Here is a 22,141-nt window from a genome sequence, read left to right as displayed (position 1 = left end):
ATTGGGCGGGGTATGGTTATGTCGGGATTTAGCATTGAGCAGGGTTTTTTAAGCCCATGCGAGTTTGTGGCGTCACCCAATTTTGGTGAGCGACCCGACCCTAACGATATTCACCTGATTGTGATTCATAACATCAGCTTGCCGCCCAGTGAATTTGGTCTAAAAGATGACCAAGGCGAGCATTTTGTTCGTACATTTTTTCAAAATCAGTTAGATCCCAAAGCGTATCCGTATTTTGCAACCATCTATCAGCAGCAGGTCTCCGCGCATTTGTTTATTGAGCGTGATGGCAGCGTCACGCAGTTTGTGAGCTTTGATGAGCGTGCTTGGCATGCTGGCAAATCTAGTTATTTGGGCGTGCCAAACTGCAATGACTATTCGATTGGGATTGAGCTGGAGGGTGATGATTATAGCGAGTTTGATGACAGGCAATACCAAGCTTTAAGTGGCGTGATTGCCGCGATTTATCAAGCCTATCCCAAAACCATCAATCATCTAGCCGGTCACAGCGATATCGCGCGCGGTCGCAAATCCGACCCGGGGCTGTATTTTGATTGGGTGAAATTAAGAAGCATGCTCAATAGAAACATGGTCAATAAAAGTGACATAAGCCATTAGATGATTTTCCAAAATTTATCTTATGGCAATTTTGTAGGATAACGATTTTGCAAAATAATAGCGCCCAAATCAAGCTATAAAATCCAATTAGCACACTCACTTCTCGGCAAAACTTGCAGCGATTCTTTCATGTCAAAACTTATCAAATCCACCGCTATTATTAGTTTCTTTACCTTATTTTCACGTATCTTGGGCATGATTCGCGACATGGTATTGATGAGCGTGTTTGGCACGGGTGGCATGATGGATGCGTTTTTAGTAGCATTCAAATTACCCAATTTTTTGCGGCGGCTGTTCGCTGAAGGCGCTTTTGCCCAAGCTTTTGTCCCTGTACTATCCGATTATCAACACCAAGCCCAAAATAACGACATGACCGATAGCAAAAAAGCCTTGCTCGGCATTCAAATTCTTATCAGTCGGGTGGCAGGTACGTTATTGTTGATTTTATCAGGCTTAACCGCCGTGATAGTCATCTTCGCGCCCGCGGTGATTGCTGTGTTTGCGGTGGGTTATCTGCATGAGCCTAGCAAATTTGTAACGGCAGTTGAGCTGCTTCGTATCACTTTTCCTTATTTGTTATTTATCGCGATGACCGCGTTTGCTAGTAGTATTTTGCAAAGCGTGGGGCGGTTTGCTTTGCCTGCCTTTGCACCGGTGATTTTAAATGTGTGTATGATTGTGGGCGCGATTTGGGTAGCACCGCTACTTGCCAAGCCAATTTTGGCGGTCGGTTATGCAGTTGCGGTGGCAGGTTTGCTGCAGCTATTGATTCAATTACCGCAATTGCACAGCCATCAGCTGCTCGTGATGCCAAAGGTTAGCTTTCGTCATCCTGGCGTGCGACGGATTTTAAAACTCATGCTTCCTGCGCTGTTTGGGGTATCGGTCACCCAAATCAATATGCTGGTCAACACGGTACTGGCTTCAACCATGGTCGATGGCTCGGTCTCTTGGCTGTATACCGCCGAGCGGATGAGTGAGTTGCCGCTAGGGCTGATTGGAGTGGCGATTGGTACGGTGATTCTGCCCAGTCTATCCAAAAGTATCGCAAGCGACGACCATCAACAATTTGGACATACGCTTGATTGGGCGACGCGGCTGACGGTGTTGGTCGGTGTACCTGCATCCATCGCGCTTGGCATGATTAGTAATGTGCTTATGATATCCCTATTTGAACATGGGGAATTTGTGCGGCAAGATGCCATGATGAGTGGGCTTGCGCTACAGTGCTTATCGGGTGGGATTTTGGCATTTATGCTGATTAAAATATTTGCCCCGGCTTTTTTTGCCCGTCATGACAGTCGCACCCCTGTCAAAGTCGGTGTGATTAGCGTGATTGCCAATGTCGTGCTAAGCCTAATACTGGCTGAGTTATTTAAAAAGTGGCAAATCGCGCCCCACGCCGGGCTAGGACTCGCCAATACGCTAGCGTCTTTTATCAATGCGGCGCTCTTATATTTTTATTTACATACCCAAGGTATTTATCGGTTTGGTGCGGCTTGGCGACGATTAGCAGTTATCTTTGCCATCGCAAATGGCGCGATGGGGTTGGCACTTGCCGCTGGTATTCATTTTTTCCCGGTTACCGCGCATCTAGGTATTCGTATTGTTGCGCTATTGGCGCTGTGTGTGGTAGGTGCTGTGGTGTATGGCGCAGCGCTATTAATCGCTGGCTTTAAATTATCGGAACTAAAGCCGCATCATAGCGTTCAATAGACAATAGAAAATAGACGACGGACAAAAAAAGCGGCTAAATAAAATTTATCTAGCCGCTTTTTTTAACTGCAGTTTTTAATTGAGTTTTGTGACTGCGCTTTTTTTAGTGCAGCAAAACATTAGCGCATTAACCTATCAATGCATTACAATGTTTTAGCGCTTTATCGAATTTTGGCAATCTTTGTTGTCACAAATTCCATATAGTACCAGCGAGTGCCCTGCTAGGGTAAAACCAAATTCTTTGGCGACTTTTTCTTGCAACGCTTCGATTTCTTCATTGTGAAATTCAATGATTTTGCCGCATTGGTCGCATACCAAGTGGTCATGGTGCTCATCTTTGGCGATTTCAAACACTGACAAGTTGTTTTCAAAATTGTGACGCTCGACAATCCCCGCTTGTTCAAACTGGGTTAACACGCGGTAAACAGTCGCAAGCCCCACGTCTTCACCGTGCTCCATCAAGGCTTTATACACATCTTCCGCGCTCATGTGGTGGGATTCAGCTTTTTCTAGCAATTCTAAAATTTTCAAACGCGGTAACGTGACTTTCAAACCGGCACGACGCAAATCTTGGTTGGTAAAAGACGACATACAAATCCTCGCACCTATTAGGTGTCGCTTATAAACTGAACATTATAACTATAATAACAAATTCAATAAAATCCCACAGTAAAAAAACGTGACATCACTGGCAAAAGCGCTCGTTGACAAATAACAAGCGAATGCAGGCTAGAGACAAAGTAGGCTAACCACAAGAACGCCAAATACCAAATCACAGCGGCGTTTTACACCCAAACATTAACTGTATGTAAAATAATTTAAATTTTAGGGTCAATAGGTAGGCAAAAAAACCCAAATCACGTATGATAAGTCGTAAATTTTATCGTTCACCATCTCAAAGCGGTTTGACAAATGACATCTATCAAAACACTATCAAAAAAACTGGCAGTCCTGCCTTTGGTTGCCGTAATTAGCAGCGTCAGCGTATTACCAGGTTGCTCATGGTTTAGCGTGTACAAAATCGATATCCCACAAGGCAAGCCGATTCATGAAGATAAATTAAGCCAAGTGCAAGTGGGTATGAATGCCAATCAAGTGCTGTATATACTAGGTAGCCCAACCTTTAGAGACACCCTAAATCCGGTACGTTGGGATTACCTGTATGATTTTACCCCAGGTACTAACGCCAAACGCGCCAACAAGCCAGCGATTCACAACGCCCAACAATACGCCAAAATTTATTTTGACCAAAATGGTATTGTCACCAGTATCGAGCGCCCAGCGGTGACTCAGTAAGTTTTTTTGATTAAAAAAGCCAATCATTGCTGTGATTGGCTTTTTTTATGCACTACACAATAATACTGGGTCACGCCCTTATCGGTTGAAATTTTTAGACAGTAATTTGCGTTTGTTTTGCGGGTCGATGGTCAAAGGGCGATAGATTTCGATTCTATCACCTGTGTTGATAGCACTTTGCCAGTCTAGTTTATGGGAAAACACACCGACACTATAGCTAAAAATCTGCGGATACTGCTGTTGCCAGCCTGTGGCATTGACTGCATCAATCACCCGGCTATCATCAGCAAGTTGCAGGGTTAACCGCAACTGTGTTTGGCTATCGGGCGCAAAGGCTATATCTACGGTAATCATTTTGCCAATCCTAGCACCCACCCCACCATTGCCAAAATCACCGCCAATGGCACAATAATGCGCACCGCAATGCGCCAAAGGTTATATAAGCCTTCTGAGCTAAAATTCAATGATTTGCGCAAATGGCTGATTTTCATTTGCCACCCTGCAAATACGGCTAGCCATACCGCCGTGACTAAACTAATCACAATAATCAGCTGATTGAGCCAAGCAGTTGGCACCATGGCTAGCGTAAGACTAAGCACCGCTAATACCACCAATGCCAAAAAATTAAATTGCTGTTGCTGCCAACGTAATGACACTTGATGGGTCAAAATATGCAGTAAATACGCTGCCCCTGCCAGCATCGCCAATGCATTCAATACTGCCGCTATCGTGCTATTTGGCGATAAAGTCATGGCAATCAGCGCACCCGCTAGTAACTGAAAACTCCACACTGGTAATACATAGCGACTCGCGGATTCGCGTGCGTCATCGGCAGCTGTAGTGCTCATCGTGAGCATTTGGTGGGTGCGCGCATGCCAGTATAGCCCCGTACCTGCGCCCACACAGACCAGCGCCAACACTACCGCCCCTGCCCACTCCGTCAAGGACGTCGCTGTCATCTGCCACACCACAAACCCACCCTGCATGACATTGACCACCAACGCGCCAACGGCAAAACCGACCGCCAACCAACCTGCCAAATGCTTAATAAAACTCAAACCAATCACTATCAAGACCATGATGGCTAACAAGGCAGGGAGCGCAATATTGCTTACCAGCGGATGGATAATCTCGCCACTACTCGCCAGTAAATGCCCCACAACCGCCAGCAACAGCACAATAGTCAGCCAACCAAACCCGCGCCAAACCGTTGACACGTCAGCTTCACGGGTCAACATGGGCAGACCGACCAGCGGCGACGTACCACTACGATGCGCCAAACCAATCTCTGCAAACACCAATGGCAACCCGACCAAGGTCATCGCCACCAGCCACAACAACCAAAAATCAATCTGCCCAATGTAGTCACGGCTAAACCAAGTAAAAACCAGCAGCGGCAGCAAACTTGCTATCAAAATCGGCTGTAAACGATTAAATGGCATGGTGTTGGATTCCTTTGTAGCGGTGGGTTGTTGTCATAAAATTATTTGATTCGCTTCGCTAAAGTGCTTTTAAAAAAGTGAATTGAAAAAAAATGACTTAAAAAAAGCGACTTTGAAAAAAGTAACGTTAAAAGAACTGACTGTAAAATTCAACAGTGCAAAACTAAATCGCCGCTATTTTAGCAAACCCACACCGTATGCAAAACCCACCAACGCAAAATCCACACAAACTTATCAAAAATAGCTGTCAAAATAAAAAACCCTGCGTATCACAGGGCTTTCTTTATGGCTTCAGATTAAAAATCGCGGTTACACGTGCGGTAAAATCGCAGGCATCAAATCATGAAAGGTACGACCTGACGCGGTTTCACCAATGGCATGCATTTTCCACTCACCGTTATGGCGATAAATTTTTGCCAAAATCAGCGCGGTATGACTGCCTTGGGCCGACAAATCATAACGGGCAACTTCACTATTATTGCTGGCATTTACCAAACGACAAAACGCATTATTGACCGTGGCAAAAGTTTGACCTGTAAAGCTATTGACAGTAAAAACCAAGGCTTGCACATGGTCAGGGATACGAGATAAATTGACATTAATCACTTCGTCATCGCCATCGCCAGCACCGGTGCGATTGTCGCCTGTGTGTTGTATGCTACTGTCTTTTGACTGCAATTGTCCAAACCAAATCGCATCCACCATTTGTTTGTTGGCATCAAGCATGATACACGACGCATCCAAGTCAATGCTGCCGCCGCCACTGCCACCACCGCCAAACAAGCCACCCAAAAATCCACCTGATTTTTGCGGCGCAGCACCGACATCCCAACCCAGACCCATTTTGATTTGGCTGAGTGCGCCACCTGCTTCTTTTTCTAGCGAGATTTTTTGACCTTTCGATAAATTCACTGCCATGTTGGTTTCCTTATTTTATTTTTTTACTATTCTATCTAGCTATGTTTTAAGATTTTAACAACGGTTTAGCACAAACTGACTATAACAAACCGCCTAAAATACCTTCATTGCCACCGCGTCCGCCTGAGTTTGACCCCAGTAAACTTTGAATCCAGCCTTGGTAAGTATCACGGTTGCGCGAGCAAATCACTACTTTGCCTTGACCTGAGAACTTTAGTACCATGCCTTCGCCGCTCGTGACTGAATTGATGATATTGCCCAAAAAGCCTTTTTTCTGGCTGGTCGCCATTGACAGGCTATATTGCAGTCGGCTATCCCAGCATACCACGTGACCATTATCAATAATCACATCTTTATCAGGCGTGACATCAATCTCAAACAAAGAGCCAAACCCCGATACCACGAGCTGACCTTGACCTTGCGTTTGCATGACCATAAAGCCACCCGTATCCCCAAATATAGCACCGCCTAAATTGCGCTGAATATTGGCACGCAAATCAACGCTATGGGTCGCTGCCACAAAGGCACCGTCACTAAGCGTATACTGATTGGCGCCGACGTCCAAAATTTGCATATCGCCATCAAGTGTGGGCGCCAGTAAGCAGTCACCCTCACCATTGACCGCTTCAATTTGCTGCTGAAAAATCGACTCGTCATTGGCAAATCGGCGCATCAAAGCTTGCATGATGCCGCCACGCATCTGACCTTTAAGCTCAAGATTTGACTCCATCATGACCATGGCATTGGATTCGCAATAAATCGAATCGCCTTTTTTGAGATTACAATGCAAAAATGGCTCAATCGTCCCAATCATACTAAACGTCGCTGCCATAGGTTAATGTATCCTTATAAACTAAGTGGCAAAAATGATAATAAAAGTAGCTAAGTTTGAAAAAGCCCTTAGGCTTAAAAAAGTGCTCAGGCTAAAAAATGGTTATGCTGAAAAAAAGGGGCAAGCCGATGCCACCCCATTGTTAAAAAATTATTAAAAGATTTTAGCCAAAAAACTAAACAGCAACGCCATATGATGCAGCCAATGGTCCTAAACCGCCAGCAAAACCTTGTCCAACCGCACGGAATTTCCACTCGCCATTGTTCTTATAGAGCTCGCCAAAAATCATCGCTGTCTCAGTGCTGCTGTCTTCTGACAAATCATAACGAGCCACTTCAGCGCCGCCTTGGGTATTCACGATGCGAATATAAGCGTTTGCTACTTGACCAAAGTTTTGGTTACGCGCTTGACCATCATAAATCACCGCACAAAATACCACTTTGCTCACATCGGCTGGGACTTTAGTTAAATCCACTTTGATGACTTCATCGTCGCCATCGCCTTCACCGGTGCGGTTATCACCCGTATGCTCTACTGAGCCATCGGATGATTTTAGGTTGTTAAAGAAAATAAAATCTGCATCTGCCCGTACTTTACCCGATTCATTGACCAAAAACGCGACCGCGTCTAAGTCAAAGGCTTGCCCGTCAGTGGCACGTGGGTTCCAGCCAAGACCAACTGCCATGTTGGTTAAATTCGGTGCTTCCTTTGATAAATTAACGTTACCACCTTTGGTTAAGCTAATTGCCATTGTTTTATCCTTTGTAATAAATTTTTGAAGTCAAATAAGAAAATCGATGTCCGTTGTCATGCACTGCGCCTTGAACTTTCAGACTCCAAGCGCGCCCAGACTAAAAGCCTCAGACACCGTAAAAAATCGCCTAAAAAAACAAAACGTGAGCCGAAACCCACGTTTTAACTATACCTTTGGTGGTAGAATTTGTCCACCATTCGGCTACATTAAGCTGTTATATTTATGTGTCAAAAGCTTAAGGGATATTAAGCTCAAGCCATCATCCTAAATATCTTTACTGTTAGGCATGAGCCCCAGTGTGTTTAGCGTCTTTTAGTTTTTCGCCAAAGCTTCTTCGCGCTTACGGTAGCTGATAGAGTTAATCACTGCCCATACGATAAAGGCAATCCCAATCAAACCCGTCACGATTTCTGGCACTTCGATATGCACAGTTGCTAATAGCATGATGACCGCCAACGCGCCAATCGCATAATGCGCGCCATGTTCTAGATAAACAAACTCATCGAGCGTGCCTTTTTCTACCAAGAAAATGGTCATGGATCGCACAAACATCGCACCAATGGCCAAACCGAGCATGATGATAATCACGTCATTGGTAATGGCAAACGCACCAATCACCCCATCAAAACTAAACGACGCATCGAGTACTTCAAGGTATAAAAAGCCCGCAATACCGCCTTTGGCAATCGCGCCAGCGACTTCTTTGCCTTCAATCACATCGGGGGTTGATTCATCATCATCGTCCGCCCCTTCTAAAAGGCTTGATAATACATTGGTGGCTAGATAAATCAAAATACCAAATACACCTGCAGTCAATACCGCGGCTTTACGCGCTGGATCTACCCAAAACAGCGCAATCATCAATAACGCCAATGCCACAAACACGCTCATGGCATCGACTTTGCCAAATCGTGCCAATTTACGCTCAAGCCATTTAAACCACATTACTTCTTTTTCATCGAACAAGAAGTTTAAAAAGACGAGCAACAAGAACATCCCACCAAATGCGGCAATCTCAGCATGGTGCTCAATGAGCTTTGCCGAGTATTCTTTCGGGTTGTTGAGCGCCATGTTGATGACATCCATCATGCCCATATCGGCAGTCACCGCGACGATGACAATCGGGAATACCAGACGCATACCAAATACCGCGATGAGCATACCCACAGTCAAGAAAATCATTTTCCAAAACTTATCCCAGGTTTTGAGTACCGAGGCATTGACCACCGCATTATCAAACGACAGCGAAATCTCCATCACTGCCAAAATCAGCGTGACAAACAGCGCCGACATCATAGTGCCAACGCCACCATGTGAAAAACCCCACCACGCTGCAATTGCCAATGCAATCGTGGTAAAGACAATATCGAAATAAAAATGTCTCATAATAATCCTACAAATTAAAAAATTAACGGCTAATAAAGTCATCTAACACGTAAGATGATTGGATGTGCTTATCTTACACAACTATTTGCTCAATCATACTACAAATGTGTTACCAAACAATTGATTGCACGCTTAAACCACGCATTATGGCAAATATTCGCCAACTTGGTGCATTTATGGGTACAATAGCGACTTTTAATTTTTTAAACCAAGTGCTGACCGCAAAATATTGCGATTAGCCTGTGTTTAAACCCTGTTTGGAAGCGTCGCGGTATGTTAGAAAACTTTATCACCCTTGTTCTGATTCTTACCCCCTTGGTGGTCGGGTTTTTGCTGCCATTACCGCAACGATTTATGCCGCTGGTAGACAAGCTACTGACCAACTTGGTGTTTGTGATTTTAACCTTTATTGGTCTTTCGTTGTCTCAGATTGCTAACTTGGGCGCGCAGATTGGGTTTATTGGCACCAATGTGGCGGTATTGGCGATTTGTACCCTAGGTGCAGGTTTTATCAGTTTGCTGATATTTGACAAGCTGCATCCTTGGCAACGTGCCCTTCCCCATGAGCATAGCCAAGCAGGTTTTAGCATCACCGGAAGCCTCGTTCAGTTGTGCTGTGTGGTGTTGGGTTTTTTACTGGGCAAATTGTTACCCATGACGGATGTGCCGATTGATGGCATCATCAAGGGCTTGTTAATTTTGCTGATTTTATTGGTGGGTTTTCAGTTGTCGCATTCGGGGATGACGTTGCGGCAGGTATTGGTCAATAAACGCGGCGTACAAGCCTGTGTGATTTTTTGTCTCAGTGTGGCAGTCGGTGGTTTATTGTACGCGCTGATAATGCCTGATGTGACCTTCACCCAAGGGCTAGCACTATCTTCTGGCTATGGCTGGTATTCGTTGTCGGGGATTATCATGACTGATGCGTATGGCGCCGTTTGGGGGAGTGTGGCATTGCTCAATGATTTGTTACGTGAGTTTACGGCGCTACTGTTTATCCCTATGCTGATTCGTAAATACCCAACCACGGCGGTGGGTTTGGGCGGGGTAACTACGATGGATTTTACCTTACCCGTCATCCAAAGCTCAGGGGGAAATGAAGTGGTACCGCTTGCCATGAGCTTTGGGTTTTTGGTCAATATCATTTCACCGGTGTTAATGGTGGTATTTTCAAGTTTTGGCTAATCACACAATCAATACGCGCAAAACTCAACTTGTTGGTCGCCATATGGACTGCGTACTGTCACATAATGCAGACCTTTCGTGCGCGTGTGAATACGATAGGTATTGTCGTCAATCCATTCACCTCGCAGCACACCCCGTGCATCTCTGATATGGATACCGTCTTCCATATTGGCGGCTTTCACGTCAAAATCTTGATTTTTTAGCAGATACAGGCTATAGGTTTTAGTTTTGCTAAAATCACCTGAATAACTGGCGCAGTAGCTACCTTTTGGAAAAATAATTTTGGTAGCTGTCGCGGCAGTGGCAGTTTGGGTGGTTGCCGCTACCGATAACATGGCTATAGCTGCGCCAAATAAGGGGGCTGTAAAACGTGTTTTCATTTCGTTCTCCTTGTCTTTGTTTGACTATTTTTTAATATGACAATTTCCTATTGCCGCTTGATTATTATTAGCAGATTTTCTATTCACATTCATGATAAGTTTAGTAAAAAAATTTGTTTGTTTTATCAGCACAATAAAAAACCCCGCTCATGTCATCACACGATCGGGGTTTTCATATTTGCTAATACGATTATTTTGGGGAGTACAATTATTGGGCTAACGCAGGATAATCCGTATAGCCTTCTTGATCGCCACCATAAAAAGTGGCTGGGTTTGGTTGATTAAGCGGCGCATTTTGGTGAAAACGCTCAACCAAATCTGGATTTGCGATATAACTGCGACCAAATGCGACGGCATCAATTAAGCCATCACGAATTAGCGTGTCTGCTTTTTCTGCCGTATAGCCGCCTGCACCGATAAGCACGCCGTGATAAGCATCACGAATTTGGCGACGGAATTCTGCCGTAAAGGGTTTTCCACCTGCCCAGTCTGGCTCAGAGATATGTAAATAGGCTAGGTTAAAGCTATCAATCAGCTTGATGATTGCTAACGCATCGTCTTCACTACCGGCATCCACACCATTGAATTGACCCAGTGGCGAGATACGGATACCCACTTTGTCACTGCCAATGGCGTTAGTGACTGCGGTTAAAATTTCTTTCAAAAAGCGCATACGGTTCTCTAAGCTACCACCGTATTCATCGCTGCGTTGGTTGACGCTCTCATACAAGAATTGATGAATCAAATAGCCGTGTGCACCGTGGATTTCAATAACATCCATGCCCGCTTCAATCGCATTACGCGCGGCGCTGGCAAAATCATCGACGGTTTGTTTGATTTCTGCGGTGGTCATCTCACGCGCTGGGGTGGCAGTCACACGGTATACTTTGCCTTCGTCATCTTTTAACGAGGTGCGTACCGCATCACCCAAATCCACGGTTGATGCTGATACAGGCGGCTGACCTTGTGGGCGCAAGCTATAATGCGATACCACCCCTGTGTGCCATAACTGCATAGCGATATGACCGCCTGCTTGGTGTACGCTATCAGCAATCATTTTCCAGCCTGCAATTTGTGCGTCACTAAAAACACCGGGCGCGCCTGCGTAGCCTTTGGCATCGGCTGAGATATCCGTGGCTTCTGTGATAATCAAACCACTGCTAGCGCGCTGGGTATAATAGGTTGCCATGAGTGGCGTTGGCAAGCCACCAATCCCTTTCGTTCCATTAGGCAAATCAGCACTACGCAGACGGGTCAATGGCGCCATAAAGACGCGGTTGGGCAAGCGCATCGCGCCCACGTTAATTGGTGATAAAAGAGCGGAGTAAGACATACATTCCTCGGGATTGTTGATTCATCTTTCGTTGAGTTATTGGACGCTGCTAGCTTTAAGTCATAACAAACTTGATAAAAAAATTGTTGCAGCATCCTTGTTTATAAGGATTTTAGACTTATATACGTTGCTATCAAACTTCGTCACAGCGTAATTTTCACAGGTTAATCTGCTGTCAGAAGCTTGAGCAAAGACTACGTTTTAGCAAGCATCAGTTTCTAAAAAGCATTTATTTTTAAAAAGTTGTTGCGAGTTTTTTAGACAAATTATTGCAATTGCTTTCACTATTTTATTCTATGATAGCTCTGTGTTTGAGCGTAACGTTTACTTAATAAGTGCCATGGTGCATTTTTACAAGTGGCAATGTATTAACAATAACAAATTCTTAAGGATCGGCATGAATAATTTCCAATATTACAACCCTGTGCGTATCGTATTTGGCGAAGGTCAAATCAAAGAACTCGCCAATCTTGTCCCTGATAATGCCCGCGTACTTATCACCTATGGCGGTAGCTCTGCCAAAAAAACCGGCACACTCGATGAGGTCAAAACCGCGCTACAAGGTAAACAGCGTGAAATCTTTGAATTTGGCGGCATTGAGCCAAATCCAGAATTTAATACCTTGATGAAAGCCGTCGATATGGTACATGCCAACAACATTGACTTTTTGCTCGCTGTCGGTGGTGGCTCAGTACTTGATGGCACCAAATTTGTTGCATTGACTGCCACCTTAGATGACGACAAAGACCATGAAAAAGCGTGGGAAGCATTAAAAGGATATACCCGTGATATTCAAAATGCGCTACCACTCGGTACTGTACTCACCATTCCTGCAACAGGCTCAGAGATGAATTCAGGCGGCGTTATCAATCATAGTGAGCGTCATGCCAAATTGCCCTTTGGTAACCCACTGGTATTCCCGCAGTTTTCGATTCTTGACCCTGCCAAAACCTTAACACTACCTGAGCGTCAAGTGATGAATGGTGTAGGCGATGCGTTTGTGCATGTGATGGAGCAGTATCTGACTTACCCAGTCAACGCCAAAGTCCAAGATAGTTTCTCTGAAAGTCTGCTCAAAATCTTGATTGAAGAAGGCCGTGCCGTCAAAGCCAACCCTAATGACATGGAAACGCGGAAAAACATCATGTGGACAGCGACAATGGCACTCAATGGTCTCATTGGCACGGGCGTACCACAAGACTGGACCACCCATATGATTGGACATGAACTCACATCACTACACGGCATTGACCACGCCCGCACCTTGACCATTGTGTTGCCTGGGGTGATGCGTGAGCTCAAAGATAGCAAAAAAGACAAGTTACTACAGTACGCCAAAAACGTTTGGCATATCACTGAAGGTAGCGATGAGGATAAGATCGAACAAGCGATTGTTAACACCGAAAACTTTTTCCGCGAGCTTGGCTTACCAGTGAGATTGTCAGATGTCGACCTTGATGCGTCTGCTATCGCGCCAATTTTAAGCCAATTAGAAGAACATAATATGGTTAAACTTGGTGAACATCGTAGCAATGATTTGGCAGTGTCTGAGCGGATTTTGCGCGCAGCCATCTAATCATCTAATGCTATAAAAAAAGACCTAGCCAATTGCTAGGTCTTTTTTTATGCCAACAGTTAAAAACCATTGGGATGGGCCAATTCATCATGCCCATCTTTATCAATCACTTTTGGCAGTGGCAACGCCATACCGACACTACTAGGCGTCTCTTGAATCACCACAGGCGGCGGCTGATAACGGGTAATCACTTCATTGCCCTGCTCATCCTCGCTGAGCACATACTGGTAGCCTTTGCGATTAAAGCGTTTAACTAGCCTTTGATACCACCCTGCAAAACCTGTCGTGGGTTCGTTGGGGTTATGATAAAACGCATTCATCACCGCAGGTAGCCCCAGACCACATACCACGCCTGACATCAATACCACGATAAAGGTATAACCCACCAAAAAGCTGCTATAAGGCTCCAATTCAGGGACGTTAGAAACCGATAAAATCAACGCCAAAGAAATCGCCCCGCGCACCCCGCCCCACGATAGAATCGTCAAACTACCGTTGTAACTGGTTTTTCGAACATCAGACAACAGGCTAAAAGACGCAAAATTTGCCAAAAAGCGGGATAAATGCAGACAAATAAATGCCACCACACCGCCCAAAATCAACGAGGTGTTCAGCTCTAAAATAAACAGCTCCAGACCGATAAGGGTAAATAAAAATGAATTAATAATCCCCTCAATGGCGTGCCAAAAGTGATTCACATAGGTGATTTCACCTTCTTCTAAAATCTGGTGCCAACGGTTACCAACAATCAAGCCTCCGACCACACAAGCAATCGGCGCGGAAGCATGCGCATACAATGCCACCAAATACGACCCACACGCCAAAAATGCCGTGGTCAAAATCAGTGACTCCATCTCGTGTTTACCGCTTAAAATACGCAGCGTCATTTGCCCAAAAAACCAACCAATAATCCCTGCGACCACAATTTCATACAACAACACTTCTACTGTGGTCACAATGCTAAAGCCATTGCCTTGCAGACCATGCAAAATAGTCATAAATAGCGCAATACACACCGCATCATTGAACAGCGACTCACCTTCTAGCTTAATCATCAAATGGCGCGGCGCTTTGATAGAGCTAAGCACGCCTTTGATGCCAATCGGGTCAGTCGCGCCGAGTGCCGCGCCCAATAACAGCAATACCGCAAACGGGATATTTGCCCCTGTGAGCCACTGAAAGCCAAACATAAGGCTTGCAAAAAACAGCGCACACAGTGCCAATGCGATACTTGCCAAAATCCCAATCGGTTTCCAATAATTTTTGAGATCGGACACCTTAAACGTCAGCGCCGATGCCGTCAAAATAAAACAAATCACTCCATTGATTAAAAAATCGTAAAAATCGATATCACGCACCGCATTTTGGATACTGGTGATATTGATGGTAATAAACTCGTTGCCATTGAGCAGGCTTGCACTCCACTGCAAAATAAAAACCAGTACTGCCGACACAATGGGCACCCCAATGGCTTGTGGAAAGTCCAAAATCCGCTTGTTAAATAGCGTGGTAATAATGGACAAGGCACAGACGGCTGCCAAAATTTGTAAAAAAATAAAATTTCCCATAGGCGTTTTTTTAGCTCTTCATTCTATAAAACACTGTCACCAAAGCCATTTTTAGCCGTGACAAAGCAAAAATACTTCAACAAAAATAAAACCCTACCACAAACTGTGGTAGGGTTTTACCGTAAGCAATTGTTTGCGCAAATGCAAGCAAATTTTGTGATTAATATCTCTTAAACCGTGTTGGCGAGATGATGCAGCCAGCGCTGAATCATCACATCAAGCGCTTCTGGCTTATAGGGCTTGGTACAGTAATCTTGCATACCCGCATTAAGATATACTTCTTTGTCCCCATGCATGGCGTGTGCCGTCACTGCAATGATAGGCGGCAACTGACTGAACGACTGTTTGAGTATTTTGGTAGCTTCCACCCCATCCATGATAGGCATCTGATGATCCATCAAAATGATATGATATTTGCTAGGGTCAGCTTTATAAAAGTTGACGGCCTCTAACCCATCTTTGGCTCGGGTGACTTCATAGCCATATTTTTTTAGGCTTTTGACCGCGACCATGGCATTTAGCTCATTGTCTTCTGCTAACAGAACATGGGCAGGCAGACGTTCTAGCGGTTGTGTTGTAGTTTCATCATGACTTTGGTGCCACTGCTGATAGCTGATTTCATCAGTTGCTATCATTGGTAGAGATAGGGTAAAGGTCGAGCCTTTATTTTTTTCACTGGTTACCTTAATCGTGCCGCCCATCCCTTCTGCCAACGCTTTGCACACAGATAGCCCTAGCCCTGTACCCCCATATAACCGATGGGTAAACTTATCAGCTTGATTATACGCATCAAAAATCACCGCCAATGATTCAGGCTTGATGCCAACGCCCGTATCAATCACATTGAATTTGATTTGGTGTCTATCACCGCCATTCATGGCTTGAATGGTCACTTTACCTTGTTTTGGGGTAAATTTGATGGCGTTATTGACTAGATTCATTAAAATCTGTCGAACCCGCACAGGATCGGTGTTGACATATTTGGGCAAGTTGTCAGGGTAATCGAAGGTTAGCTCCACGCTGTTGTCTTTTGCAGTGGCTAAAAAGCATTGATACACGTCTTGGCATAGCTGTGCTAAATCAACGGGGATACTCTCAAAACGTATTTTACCTGATTCTACTTTGGATAAATCCAAAATATCGTTGACGATGGTAAGCAGATGCTCATTGGATGTTTTAATCGATTTAATATAGTGTTGCTGCTGCGTATCAAGCGGTGTCTGCTCAAGCAATTCAAGCATGCCCATGATACCATTCATCGGCGTGCGAATTTCATGGCTCATATTGGCCAAAAATGCGGTCTTTACCTCATCGGCGCGCTCAGCTTGGTAACGCTGCTGACGTAATTTTAAGGTATCACTGACCATCGCCGCCAAATCTGCTAACACGCGTTGTTGATTGGCGTCAAAATCTTGATGCGGCTGGTCGTCAATCACACATAGCGCGCCCAAAGCAAATTCCCTACCTTGGCTGTCGTGAACCACGATGGGTGCGCCAGCATAAAACCGAATATAAGGGTAACCGGTGACCAAAGGATTGTTTTTAAATCGCGTATCTTGGTGAGTATCGAGCGTGACAAAGGTGTCGTTTTGTGTAATGGTGTAATTGCAAAAAGCAACATCACGGCTGGTTGAATGTTCTTTTAGACCAATTCTTGACTTAAAAAACTGGATATCAGCATCCAAAAAAGTAATAGCGACAATCTTAGTCCCAAAAAACGCCTTAGCCAAAGCACTAATACGCTCAAATTCGCATTCTTTATTTGTTTGGATAATATGGTACTCATCCAATACCGCTAGACGCTGTTTTTCATTGTTTGCTATAGGATATGATATCATCTCATTAACACCGTCCTACTACGTGATAAAAATTAAACGCTGAGGTTATTTTAACGCTTCAGCAACCAACATCATCCCCACCACTGAGGTCACTGCAACGGCCGATCCATAGCCGCCACAATGCAAACCACCTGTTTGACAAGACTTATCAACAATCGGCGGCTGTGATGAAAAAACACAACGAATGCCGAATTTTTCTTTCATCGCACGATTGATGCCATAATCTTGACGAAGTCGCTGTCTGACTTTAGCCAGTAGCGGATCTTGGTAAGTATCCTTAAGATCTGCCACCTGAATTTGGGTCGGATCCGTCTTGCCACCTGCCCCGCCCGCCATAATTAACTTTAATTTATTGAATCGGCAATGCAGCGCAAGCGCAAGCTTGGCATTCATATCATCGACACAATCTAATACCACAAGCTGTTTACCTGACTGTCTAAGCTGTGATTGCAAAGCACGATTAGGTATTAACAATTGTACGTTATCTTTGCTCAAAAAATCGTCAATCAAATGTAATTTGATATGGGGATTGATTTCTTTGATACGTGCTGCCATGGCTTCAATTTTGCTTTTACCAAAATTGCTATCGGTAGCGGGTAATTGTCGATTGACATTGGAGGCTACTAGCACATCCATGTCAATTAATGTCATCTCGCCCACACCTGTACGAGCCAGTCCCTCAGCTGCCCATGAGCCCACCCCGCCCACGCCCACCACATACGCATGCAGATTCTCAAACTTACTAAATTGCGCAGCACCGTACAGTTTTTGGGTGCCTGCAAAACGGCGTTCGTATTGGGCGTCAGTTGATGTCATATCAGGCGTCATTTCGGCTGTCAGTGTCATGGTTTATCTTAATCTTGGTCAGGGTTTATATTCAATTTGTTTGGGATAGGATACTCCCAGCTGACTTGTAGTGCAGCGCAGCTATTTTGCCACAACTGTTCGGCGAGTTGGGATTTGTGTTTGTTTAATAGGTCTGATAACGCTGTCAACACGTACGGCAGATTGGCAGGTACATTGCGCCTACCGTGCGTCCCATGACAGGGCAGCGGCGTAAAGTCTGGGCAGTCCGTCTCAATCACAATAGCGTCAAGCCCAACGGTTTTGACAAGTTCTGTAAGGGTATGGCGCAGTTTTTTGGCATTCGGATTGGTCACTTGCCCGGTGATGCCGATTTTAAAGCCCAGATTGACCAGCGCTTTGGCTTCTTGGATACCGCCACTAAAGCTATGGGCAATCCCGCCCTGGGTGAATTTTTGTGCTTTTAACATCTTAATCACATCGCCATGCGCGCGGCGAATATGTAGCAGCGCAGGCAGTTGGTATTGTTTTGCCAATTCAAGTTGCTGACCAAAAAAATCTTGCTGCCTTGCGTAATTCTCCGCAGTTTTCATCGGCGCAGTAAAGGTATCAAGCCCGATTTCCCCAATCGCAATGGGTGAATATTGCTGAATAAACTGCTCTAGCCGCTGCAAATCGCTGTCTTTATGCTCAGTAATATAAAAAGGATGCAATCCAAAGGCTAAATGCGCCAAAGGTGTGGCTTTGCCTTGCTGCCCATAGCCTTGCATTTGCTGTTGGCACGCCACCATTTGTGCAAAATACTTTGCTAAAAAGCCTATCAAAACCAGATGATGAACCCCGTTATCCCATGCCAATTGTGATTGGATTTCGCGGTCATGATCGAAGCTATCCACATCAAAATGGGTATGCGTATCAATTAATGGCAAATCAAACAAGCAAGCCGCATCATTTATCATAGTCATATCATTTCAAATACTGTGGTTTGACAATGCCGTTTAGCTCGCTGTAAGGCACGGTCAATTGCGGTGCACCCAGCGCATAAAAACCAATCTCATACGGCTGGTACAAAAACGTCATGCCCTGACCATTAAAACTATAATTGTCGGTCAAACTAAATGGCCAAGTGTTAAAATGCGCGTTAGGATTAATCTCATGGGTTTTGAGATATTGAATGAATTGGGCTTTGACCAAGGCTTCAAGTTTTGTTTTTTGCTGTGGTAACAGCACATCGACAAGCGACAATTGTTTTTTTTGGCGCATATCAAAGACATAATAGTTGGTCGTACTGATACCATGGGCGCCGCCCGTGAATTGATAAAATTCCGTCGCAAACAACTCCAAATCATTTTTATGACCCAAATAAATCGGCTTTGCCATTATCTGCACGGGCGCTATACTGCTGTCAAAATCTTTACCGCGTGCTGCCACCATGGTTTTATTTTCTGCAATTAATCGGCTAATCCCCGTATTAAGAAGCTGCGTGTATTGGCTATCACTGGGCGTCGCACTACGGGTAAAATCTTGCCATTTTTTTGCTTGTGTTTTATCTTGGTTATCATCAGCCATTGCGATGGCTGCGGTGACATCTTTATTGATAATGGCATCGAGCCAATCTTGTCCTGTCTGTACAAAATAATAGTCAATCTCTGGGCAAATTTGTCCACAGCTATCAAAGAGTTTTTCATTGACTTTAGGATAATGCTTTGCCATATACAAATCTTGGGCATGAGCTTGTGCTGCCATGAGCGTCATCAGGGCTGTCAGGCAAATTCCACTGAGACTTTGAGGTTTCATGAATGTCATCTATTTATCCTTTATTTGTTATCTGCCTATAATATAAAAATTTTAGCCATTGTTTTAGTTATGGTTATCCTGCTCAGTATTTTTATTGATAGGCTGCTTAAGTGTATTTTTAGCGGATAGATTTTTAGGCGACTTGGTAACTACTTTATCAGCCCGTGGACTACTACGTCTAGGTATCAACAATAAAGCTGTGGCAGCAACCCCTAGTTTAATCACCCTCGATATGCTCATACCTTTCCTTTCCTTTCCTTTCCTTTCCCTGCCTTAGTTTTTAAACCTTAGCCTTTAACAGTATTGCCATAAAAAAACCCATCAGTCGATACCCGTTTAATGGTGGACTAATGGGCTGTTTTCAAATGCCGTTATGGATATAGCTGTTATATAATAACGTAATTTGATAAGTGTTCGATAATTATTAGAATTTTTTACCCAACACTTTAGCAGCTAGCTCTTTCCCCATGGTAAATGCGGTAGTCTTGGCAGATTTCGTGCCATTTGAATTTGCCGCAGCATTGTCAGCAGGCTCATTGTCAATCGGTGCCGTATTATTTGCTTTGTTTTCAATGGTTGGCTGGGTTTTGTTACGACCTTTTAACATATAGTAAGCGGCACCAAGTACGCCAAGTTTAATAAGATTTGATTTGGTTACACCATTTGGGAATTGCATAGTATCCTCACTTTTGTTGTAGTTGTTAAAATTTTAAATTATTTAAATTAGTAGTTATCGCTAATGGGTTAATTGTAGCCAAAATTTAAGCTTTTTACTAAAGTAATTAGGTTACCAATATTTATTGTTTGCCCTCATTGGGTTATCGTTTGGTAAATTGGGTAAAATCCTTTTAAGGTTAAAAAAAGCTGACAGGGTTTGTCAGCTTATTTGCGGTTATGGTGATGACTGTATCAATTTATCAGTGCTCACGGGTGGCGCTAAAGGTAATTTCTGGATAACGTTCTTCCATCAATTTAAGATTAACCCGGCTTGGGGCAAGATAGGTCAAATAACCACCACCATCGACAGATAACTGGTCGTGGGCTTTTTTCTTAAACTTCTCAAACGCCACTTTGTCATCACAATGCACCCAGCGCACTGTCGCAATCGACACAGGCTCAAAGGTACATTGCACTTTATATTCTTCAAGCAGGCGATGCGCGACCACTTCAAATTGTAGCACCCCTACCGCGCCCAAAATCAAATCATTGTTGATTTGCGGCATAAATACTTGGGTTGCGCCTTCTTCTGATAGCTGCTGTAGACCTTTTTGCAGTTGTTTTGACTTAAGTGGGTCTTTAAGTACCACACGGCGAAACAATTCTGGCGCAAAGTGGGGAATGCCTGTGAAGTTTAAAGTTTCGCCTTCGGTAAAGCTATCGCCAATTTGGATAGTGCCGTGATTATGTAAGCCGATGATATCGCCCGAATACGCTTCTTCCAGCGCTTCGCGGTCACCTGCCAAAAACGTCAAGGCATCTGAGATACGTACTTCTTTGCCCAAGCGCACATGTTTCATTTTCATGCCTTTTTCGTACTTGCCTGAACACACCCGCATAAAGGCAATACGGTCACGGTGTTTTGGGTCCATGTTGGCTTGGATTTTAAAGACAAAGCCGGAGAATTTTTCTTCATCGGCTTTGACGGTGCGTTCAACGGTGTCATGGTCTTTAGGCGCTGGGGCGTATTGGGTCAGCACATCAAGCACCATGTTAATCCCAAAGTTACCCAACGCCGTACCAAACAGCACAGGCGTTTGTTTACCCGTCAAAAATTCATCGACATCCCAATCTTCATGTGCCATTTTTGCAAGCTCTAGGCTTTCTTCAAATTCACGGAAGGCAATTTCACCGATTCTCTCGCGGACATCTGGATAGTCATAGCCGTCACGGCTCTCAATCTCGACAATCTCAGTACCATGACCTTTTTGATAAAAGTAGGTTTTATCCTCGCTGATGTTGTACACCCCCACAAAATGCTGACCCGTACCAATCGGCCACGTCATCGGCACACATTGGATTTTTAGGACGTTTTCAATTTCATCAAGCAGTGATAGCGGGTCACGGATTTCGCGGTCAAGCTTGTTGACAAACGAGATAATCGGCGTGTCACGCATCCGACATACTTCCATCAGCTTGATAGTTCGTTCTTCCACACCTTTTGCCCCATCAATTACCATCAGTGCGCTGTCCACCGCGGTTAAGGTACGATAGGTATCTTCTGAAAAGTCGGCGTGACCTGGGGTGTCTAGCAGATTGACCATGTTGTCGGCATAGGGAAACTGCATTACCGAGGTGGTAATTGAGATACCACGCTCCTGCTCCATGCTCATCCAGTCAGATGTTGCGTGTTTGTCGGTTTTGCGTGATTTGACTTCACCTGCGCGCTGAATTGCTTGCCCCCACAGCAGTAATTTTTCGGTCATGGTGGTTTTACCGGCATCGGGGTGCGAGATAATAGCAAAAGTGCGGCGTTTGGCGATTTCAGAATGTAGTGACATAGTGTTTGACTTAAAAGTAGCGAGGCTTGGTAACCGATAAAAGAAAGAATAAAAAAGATGGCATATTGTAGCCGATTTTACGTTTGATTGCGATTTTCACCGGTGATTATTGCGCATCGCGCGGGTGATTTTGACATAATTTTGTCATAAATCTAATACTTTAATCACTAAAATTGTGTTAGTTTTATCTCATCTTTTTT

The 22,141-nt window shown here is 44.5% G+C and carries 22 protein-coding genes; 5 read left to right on the top strand and 17 right to left on the bottom strand.

Features of this window, described 5'->3' with window-relative positions; genetic code table 11:
- Positions 1–12: 12 nt before the first annotated feature.
- Positions 13–618: a 1,6-anhydro-N-acetylmuramyl-L-alanine amidase AmpD gene (gene ampD, locus RTJ53_RS09270; protein ID WP_409418154.1), complete on the top strand. Its 606-nt coding sequence runs from the start codon at positions 13–15 to the stop codon at positions 616–618.
- A 129-nt stretch (positions 619–747) separates the two neighbouring features.
- A complete protein-coding gene (gene murJ, locus RTJ53_RS09265; RefSeq protein WP_312276708.1) occupies positions 748–2,334 on the top strand; it encodes a murein biosynthesis integral membrane protein MurJ in 1,587 nt (528 codons plus the stop codon).
- 153 nt (positions 2,335–2,487) lie between these two features.
- Here murJ and fur read toward each other — a convergent pair whose 3' ends face one another.
- Positions 2,488–2,925, bottom strand: coding sequence for a ferric iron uptake transcriptional regulator (gene fur, locus RTJ53_RS09260; RefSeq protein ID WP_204154996.1), 438 nt, complete (start codon positions 2,923–2,925; stop codon positions 2,488–2,490).
- A gap of 321 nt (positions 2,926–3,246) precedes the next feature.
- Here fur and RTJ53_RS09255 point away from each other — a divergent pair, with 321 nt between their 5' ends.
- The gene (locus tag RTJ53_RS09255; RefSeq protein ID WP_312276707.1) at positions 3,247–3,630 is read left to right on the top strand and encodes an outer membrane protein assembly factor BamE; all 384 of its coding nucleotides are present in this window, start codon (positions 3,247–3,249) and stop codon (positions 3,628–3,630) included.
- Between the two features lie 78 nt (positions 3,631–3,708).
- Here RTJ53_RS09255 and RTJ53_RS09250 read toward each other — a convergent pair whose 3' ends face one another.
- The 6 genes from RTJ53_RS09250 to RTJ53_RS09225 all read right to left on the bottom strand — a co-directional run bounded on the left by RTJ53_RS09250 (position 3,709) and on the right by RTJ53_RS09225 (position 8,962).
- A complete protein-coding gene (locus tag RTJ53_RS09250) occupies positions 3,709–3,984 on the bottom strand; it encodes an RnfH family protein (RefSeq protein ID WP_312276706.1) in 276 nt (91 codons plus the stop codon).
- Positions 3,981–5,072 carry a hypothetical protein gene (locus RTJ53_RS09245; protein ID WP_312276705.1) on the bottom strand — a complete coding sequence of 364 codons (1,092 nt, stop codon included), beginning with the start codon at positions 5,070–5,072 and terminating at the stop codon, positions 3,981–3,983. The genes RTJ53_RS09250 and RTJ53_RS09245 overlap by 4 nt, the downstream gene beginning before the upstream one ends.
- 309 nt (positions 5,073–5,381) lie before the next feature.
- The gene (locus tag RTJ53_RS09240; protein WP_065254151.1) at positions 5,382–5,990 is read right to left on the bottom strand and encodes a TerD family protein; all 609 of its coding nucleotides are present in this window, start codon (positions 5,988–5,990) and stop codon (positions 5,382–5,384) included.
- A 79-nt stretch (positions 5,991–6,069) separates the two neighbouring features.
- A complete protein-coding gene (locus RTJ53_RS09235) occupies positions 6,070–6,822 on the bottom strand; it encodes a TIGR00266 family protein (RefSeq protein ID WP_036588682.1) in 753 nt (250 codons plus the stop codon).
- Between the two features lie 175 nt (positions 6,823–6,997).
- Complete coding sequence (locus RTJ53_RS09230) at positions 6,998–7,573, bottom strand: TerD family protein (RefSeq protein ID WP_065254149.1); 576 nt, start codon at positions 7,571–7,573, stop codon at positions 6,998–7,000.
- A 315-nt stretch (positions 7,574–7,888) separates the two neighbouring features.
- A complete protein-coding gene (locus tag RTJ53_RS09225; protein WP_312276704.1) occupies positions 7,889–8,962 on the bottom strand; it encodes a DUF475 domain-containing protein in 1,074 nt (357 codons plus the stop codon).
- A 273-nt stretch (positions 8,963–9,235) separates the two neighbouring features.
- On the opposite strand from RTJ53_RS09225, the gene RTJ53_RS09220 reads away from it, so the two are divergent.
- Positions 9,236–10,147 (top strand): LysO family transporter, encoded by a 912-nt coding sequence (locus RTJ53_RS09220; RefSeq protein WP_312276703.1) that lies wholly within the window; start codon positions 9,236–9,238, stop codon positions 10,145–10,147.
- Between the two features lie 8 nt (positions 10,148–10,155).
- On the opposite strand, the gene RTJ53_RS09215 is transcribed toward RTJ53_RS09220, so the two are convergent.
- Both RTJ53_RS09215 and nemA read right to left on the bottom strand, forming a co-directional pair.
- Positions 10,156–10,527 (bottom strand): hypothetical protein, encoded by a 372-nt coding sequence (locus RTJ53_RS09215; protein WP_312276702.1) that lies wholly within the window; start codon positions 10,525–10,527, stop codon positions 10,156–10,158.
- A gap of 208 nt (positions 10,528–10,735) precedes the next feature.
- A complete protein-coding gene (nemA, locus tag RTJ53_RS09210) occupies positions 10,736–11,860 on the bottom strand; it encodes an N-ethylmaleimide reductase (protein ID WP_312276701.1) in 1,125 nt (374 codons plus the stop codon).
- A 397-nt stretch (positions 11,861–12,257) separates the two neighbouring features.
- Here nemA and RTJ53_RS09205 point away from each other — a divergent pair, with 397 nt between their 5' ends.
- Positions 12,258–13,436 (top strand): iron-containing alcohol dehydrogenase, encoded by a 1,179-nt coding sequence (locus tag RTJ53_RS09205; protein WP_312276700.1) that lies wholly within the window; start codon positions 12,258–12,260, stop codon positions 13,434–13,436.
- Between the two features lie 59 nt (positions 13,437–13,495).
- Here RTJ53_RS09205 and RTJ53_RS09200 read toward each other — a convergent pair whose 3' ends face one another.
- The 8 genes from RTJ53_RS09200 to RTJ53_RS09165 all read right to left on the bottom strand — a co-directional run bounded on the left by RTJ53_RS09200 (position 13,496) and on the right by RTJ53_RS09165 (position 21,941).
- Positions 13,496–15,004: a cation:proton antiporter gene (locus tag RTJ53_RS09200; RefSeq protein ID WP_312276699.1), complete on the bottom strand. Its 1,509-nt coding sequence runs from the start codon at positions 15,002–15,004 to the stop codon at positions 13,496–13,498.
- A 170-nt stretch (positions 15,005–15,174) separates the two neighbouring features.
- Complete coding sequence (locus RTJ53_RS09195) at positions 15,175–16,842, bottom strand: GAF domain-containing hybrid sensor histidine kinase/response regulator (RefSeq protein ID WP_312276698.1); 1,668 nt, start codon at positions 16,840–16,842, stop codon at positions 15,175–15,177.
- Positions 16,843–16,887: 45 nt separating this feature from the next.
- Entirely contained in the window at positions 16,888–17,658 is a 771-nt protein-coding gene (locus tag RTJ53_RS09190) for a tRNA threonylcarbamoyladenosine dehydratase (RefSeq protein WP_312276718.1), read from the bottom strand.
- Positions 17,659–17,696: 38 nt separating this feature from the next.
- Complete coding sequence (locus tag RTJ53_RS09185) at positions 17,697–18,611, bottom strand: TatD family hydrolase (RefSeq protein ID WP_312276697.1); 915 nt, start codon at positions 18,609–18,611, stop codon at positions 17,697–17,699.
- Between the two features lies 1 nt (position 18,612).
- Entirely contained in the window at positions 18,613–19,443 is an 831-nt protein-coding gene (locus RTJ53_RS09180; RefSeq protein ID WP_312276696.1) for an RsiV family protein, read from the bottom strand.
- Between the two features lie 63 nt (positions 19,444–19,506).
- The gene (locus tag RTJ53_RS09175) at positions 19,507–19,683 is read right to left on the bottom strand and encodes a hypothetical protein (protein ID WP_312276695.1); all 177 of its coding nucleotides are present in this window, start codon (positions 19,681–19,683) and stop codon (positions 19,507–19,509) included.
- 184 nt (positions 19,684–19,867) lie between these two features.
- Positions 19,868–20,119 carry a hypothetical protein gene (locus RTJ53_RS09170; protein WP_312276694.1) on the bottom strand — a complete coding sequence of 84 codons (252 nt, stop codon included), beginning with the start codon at positions 20,117–20,119 and terminating at the stop codon, positions 19,868–19,870.
- Positions 20,120–20,360: 241 nt separating this feature from the next.
- Entirely contained in the window at positions 20,361–21,941 is a 1,581-nt protein-coding gene (locus RTJ53_RS09165; RefSeq protein WP_007115798.1) for a peptide chain release factor 3, read from the bottom strand.
- Positions 21,942–22,141: the final 200 nt, after the last annotated feature.

It is taken from the genome of Moraxella sp. CTOTU46711, from assembly GCF_031975715.1.
Taxonomy (GTDB): Bacteria; Pseudomonadota; Gammaproteobacteria; order Pseudomonadales; family Moraxellaceae; genus Faucicola.
The sequence above is the reverse complement of the archived record's forward strand: the minus strand, read 5'-3'. Positions and strand labels throughout refer to the sequence as shown.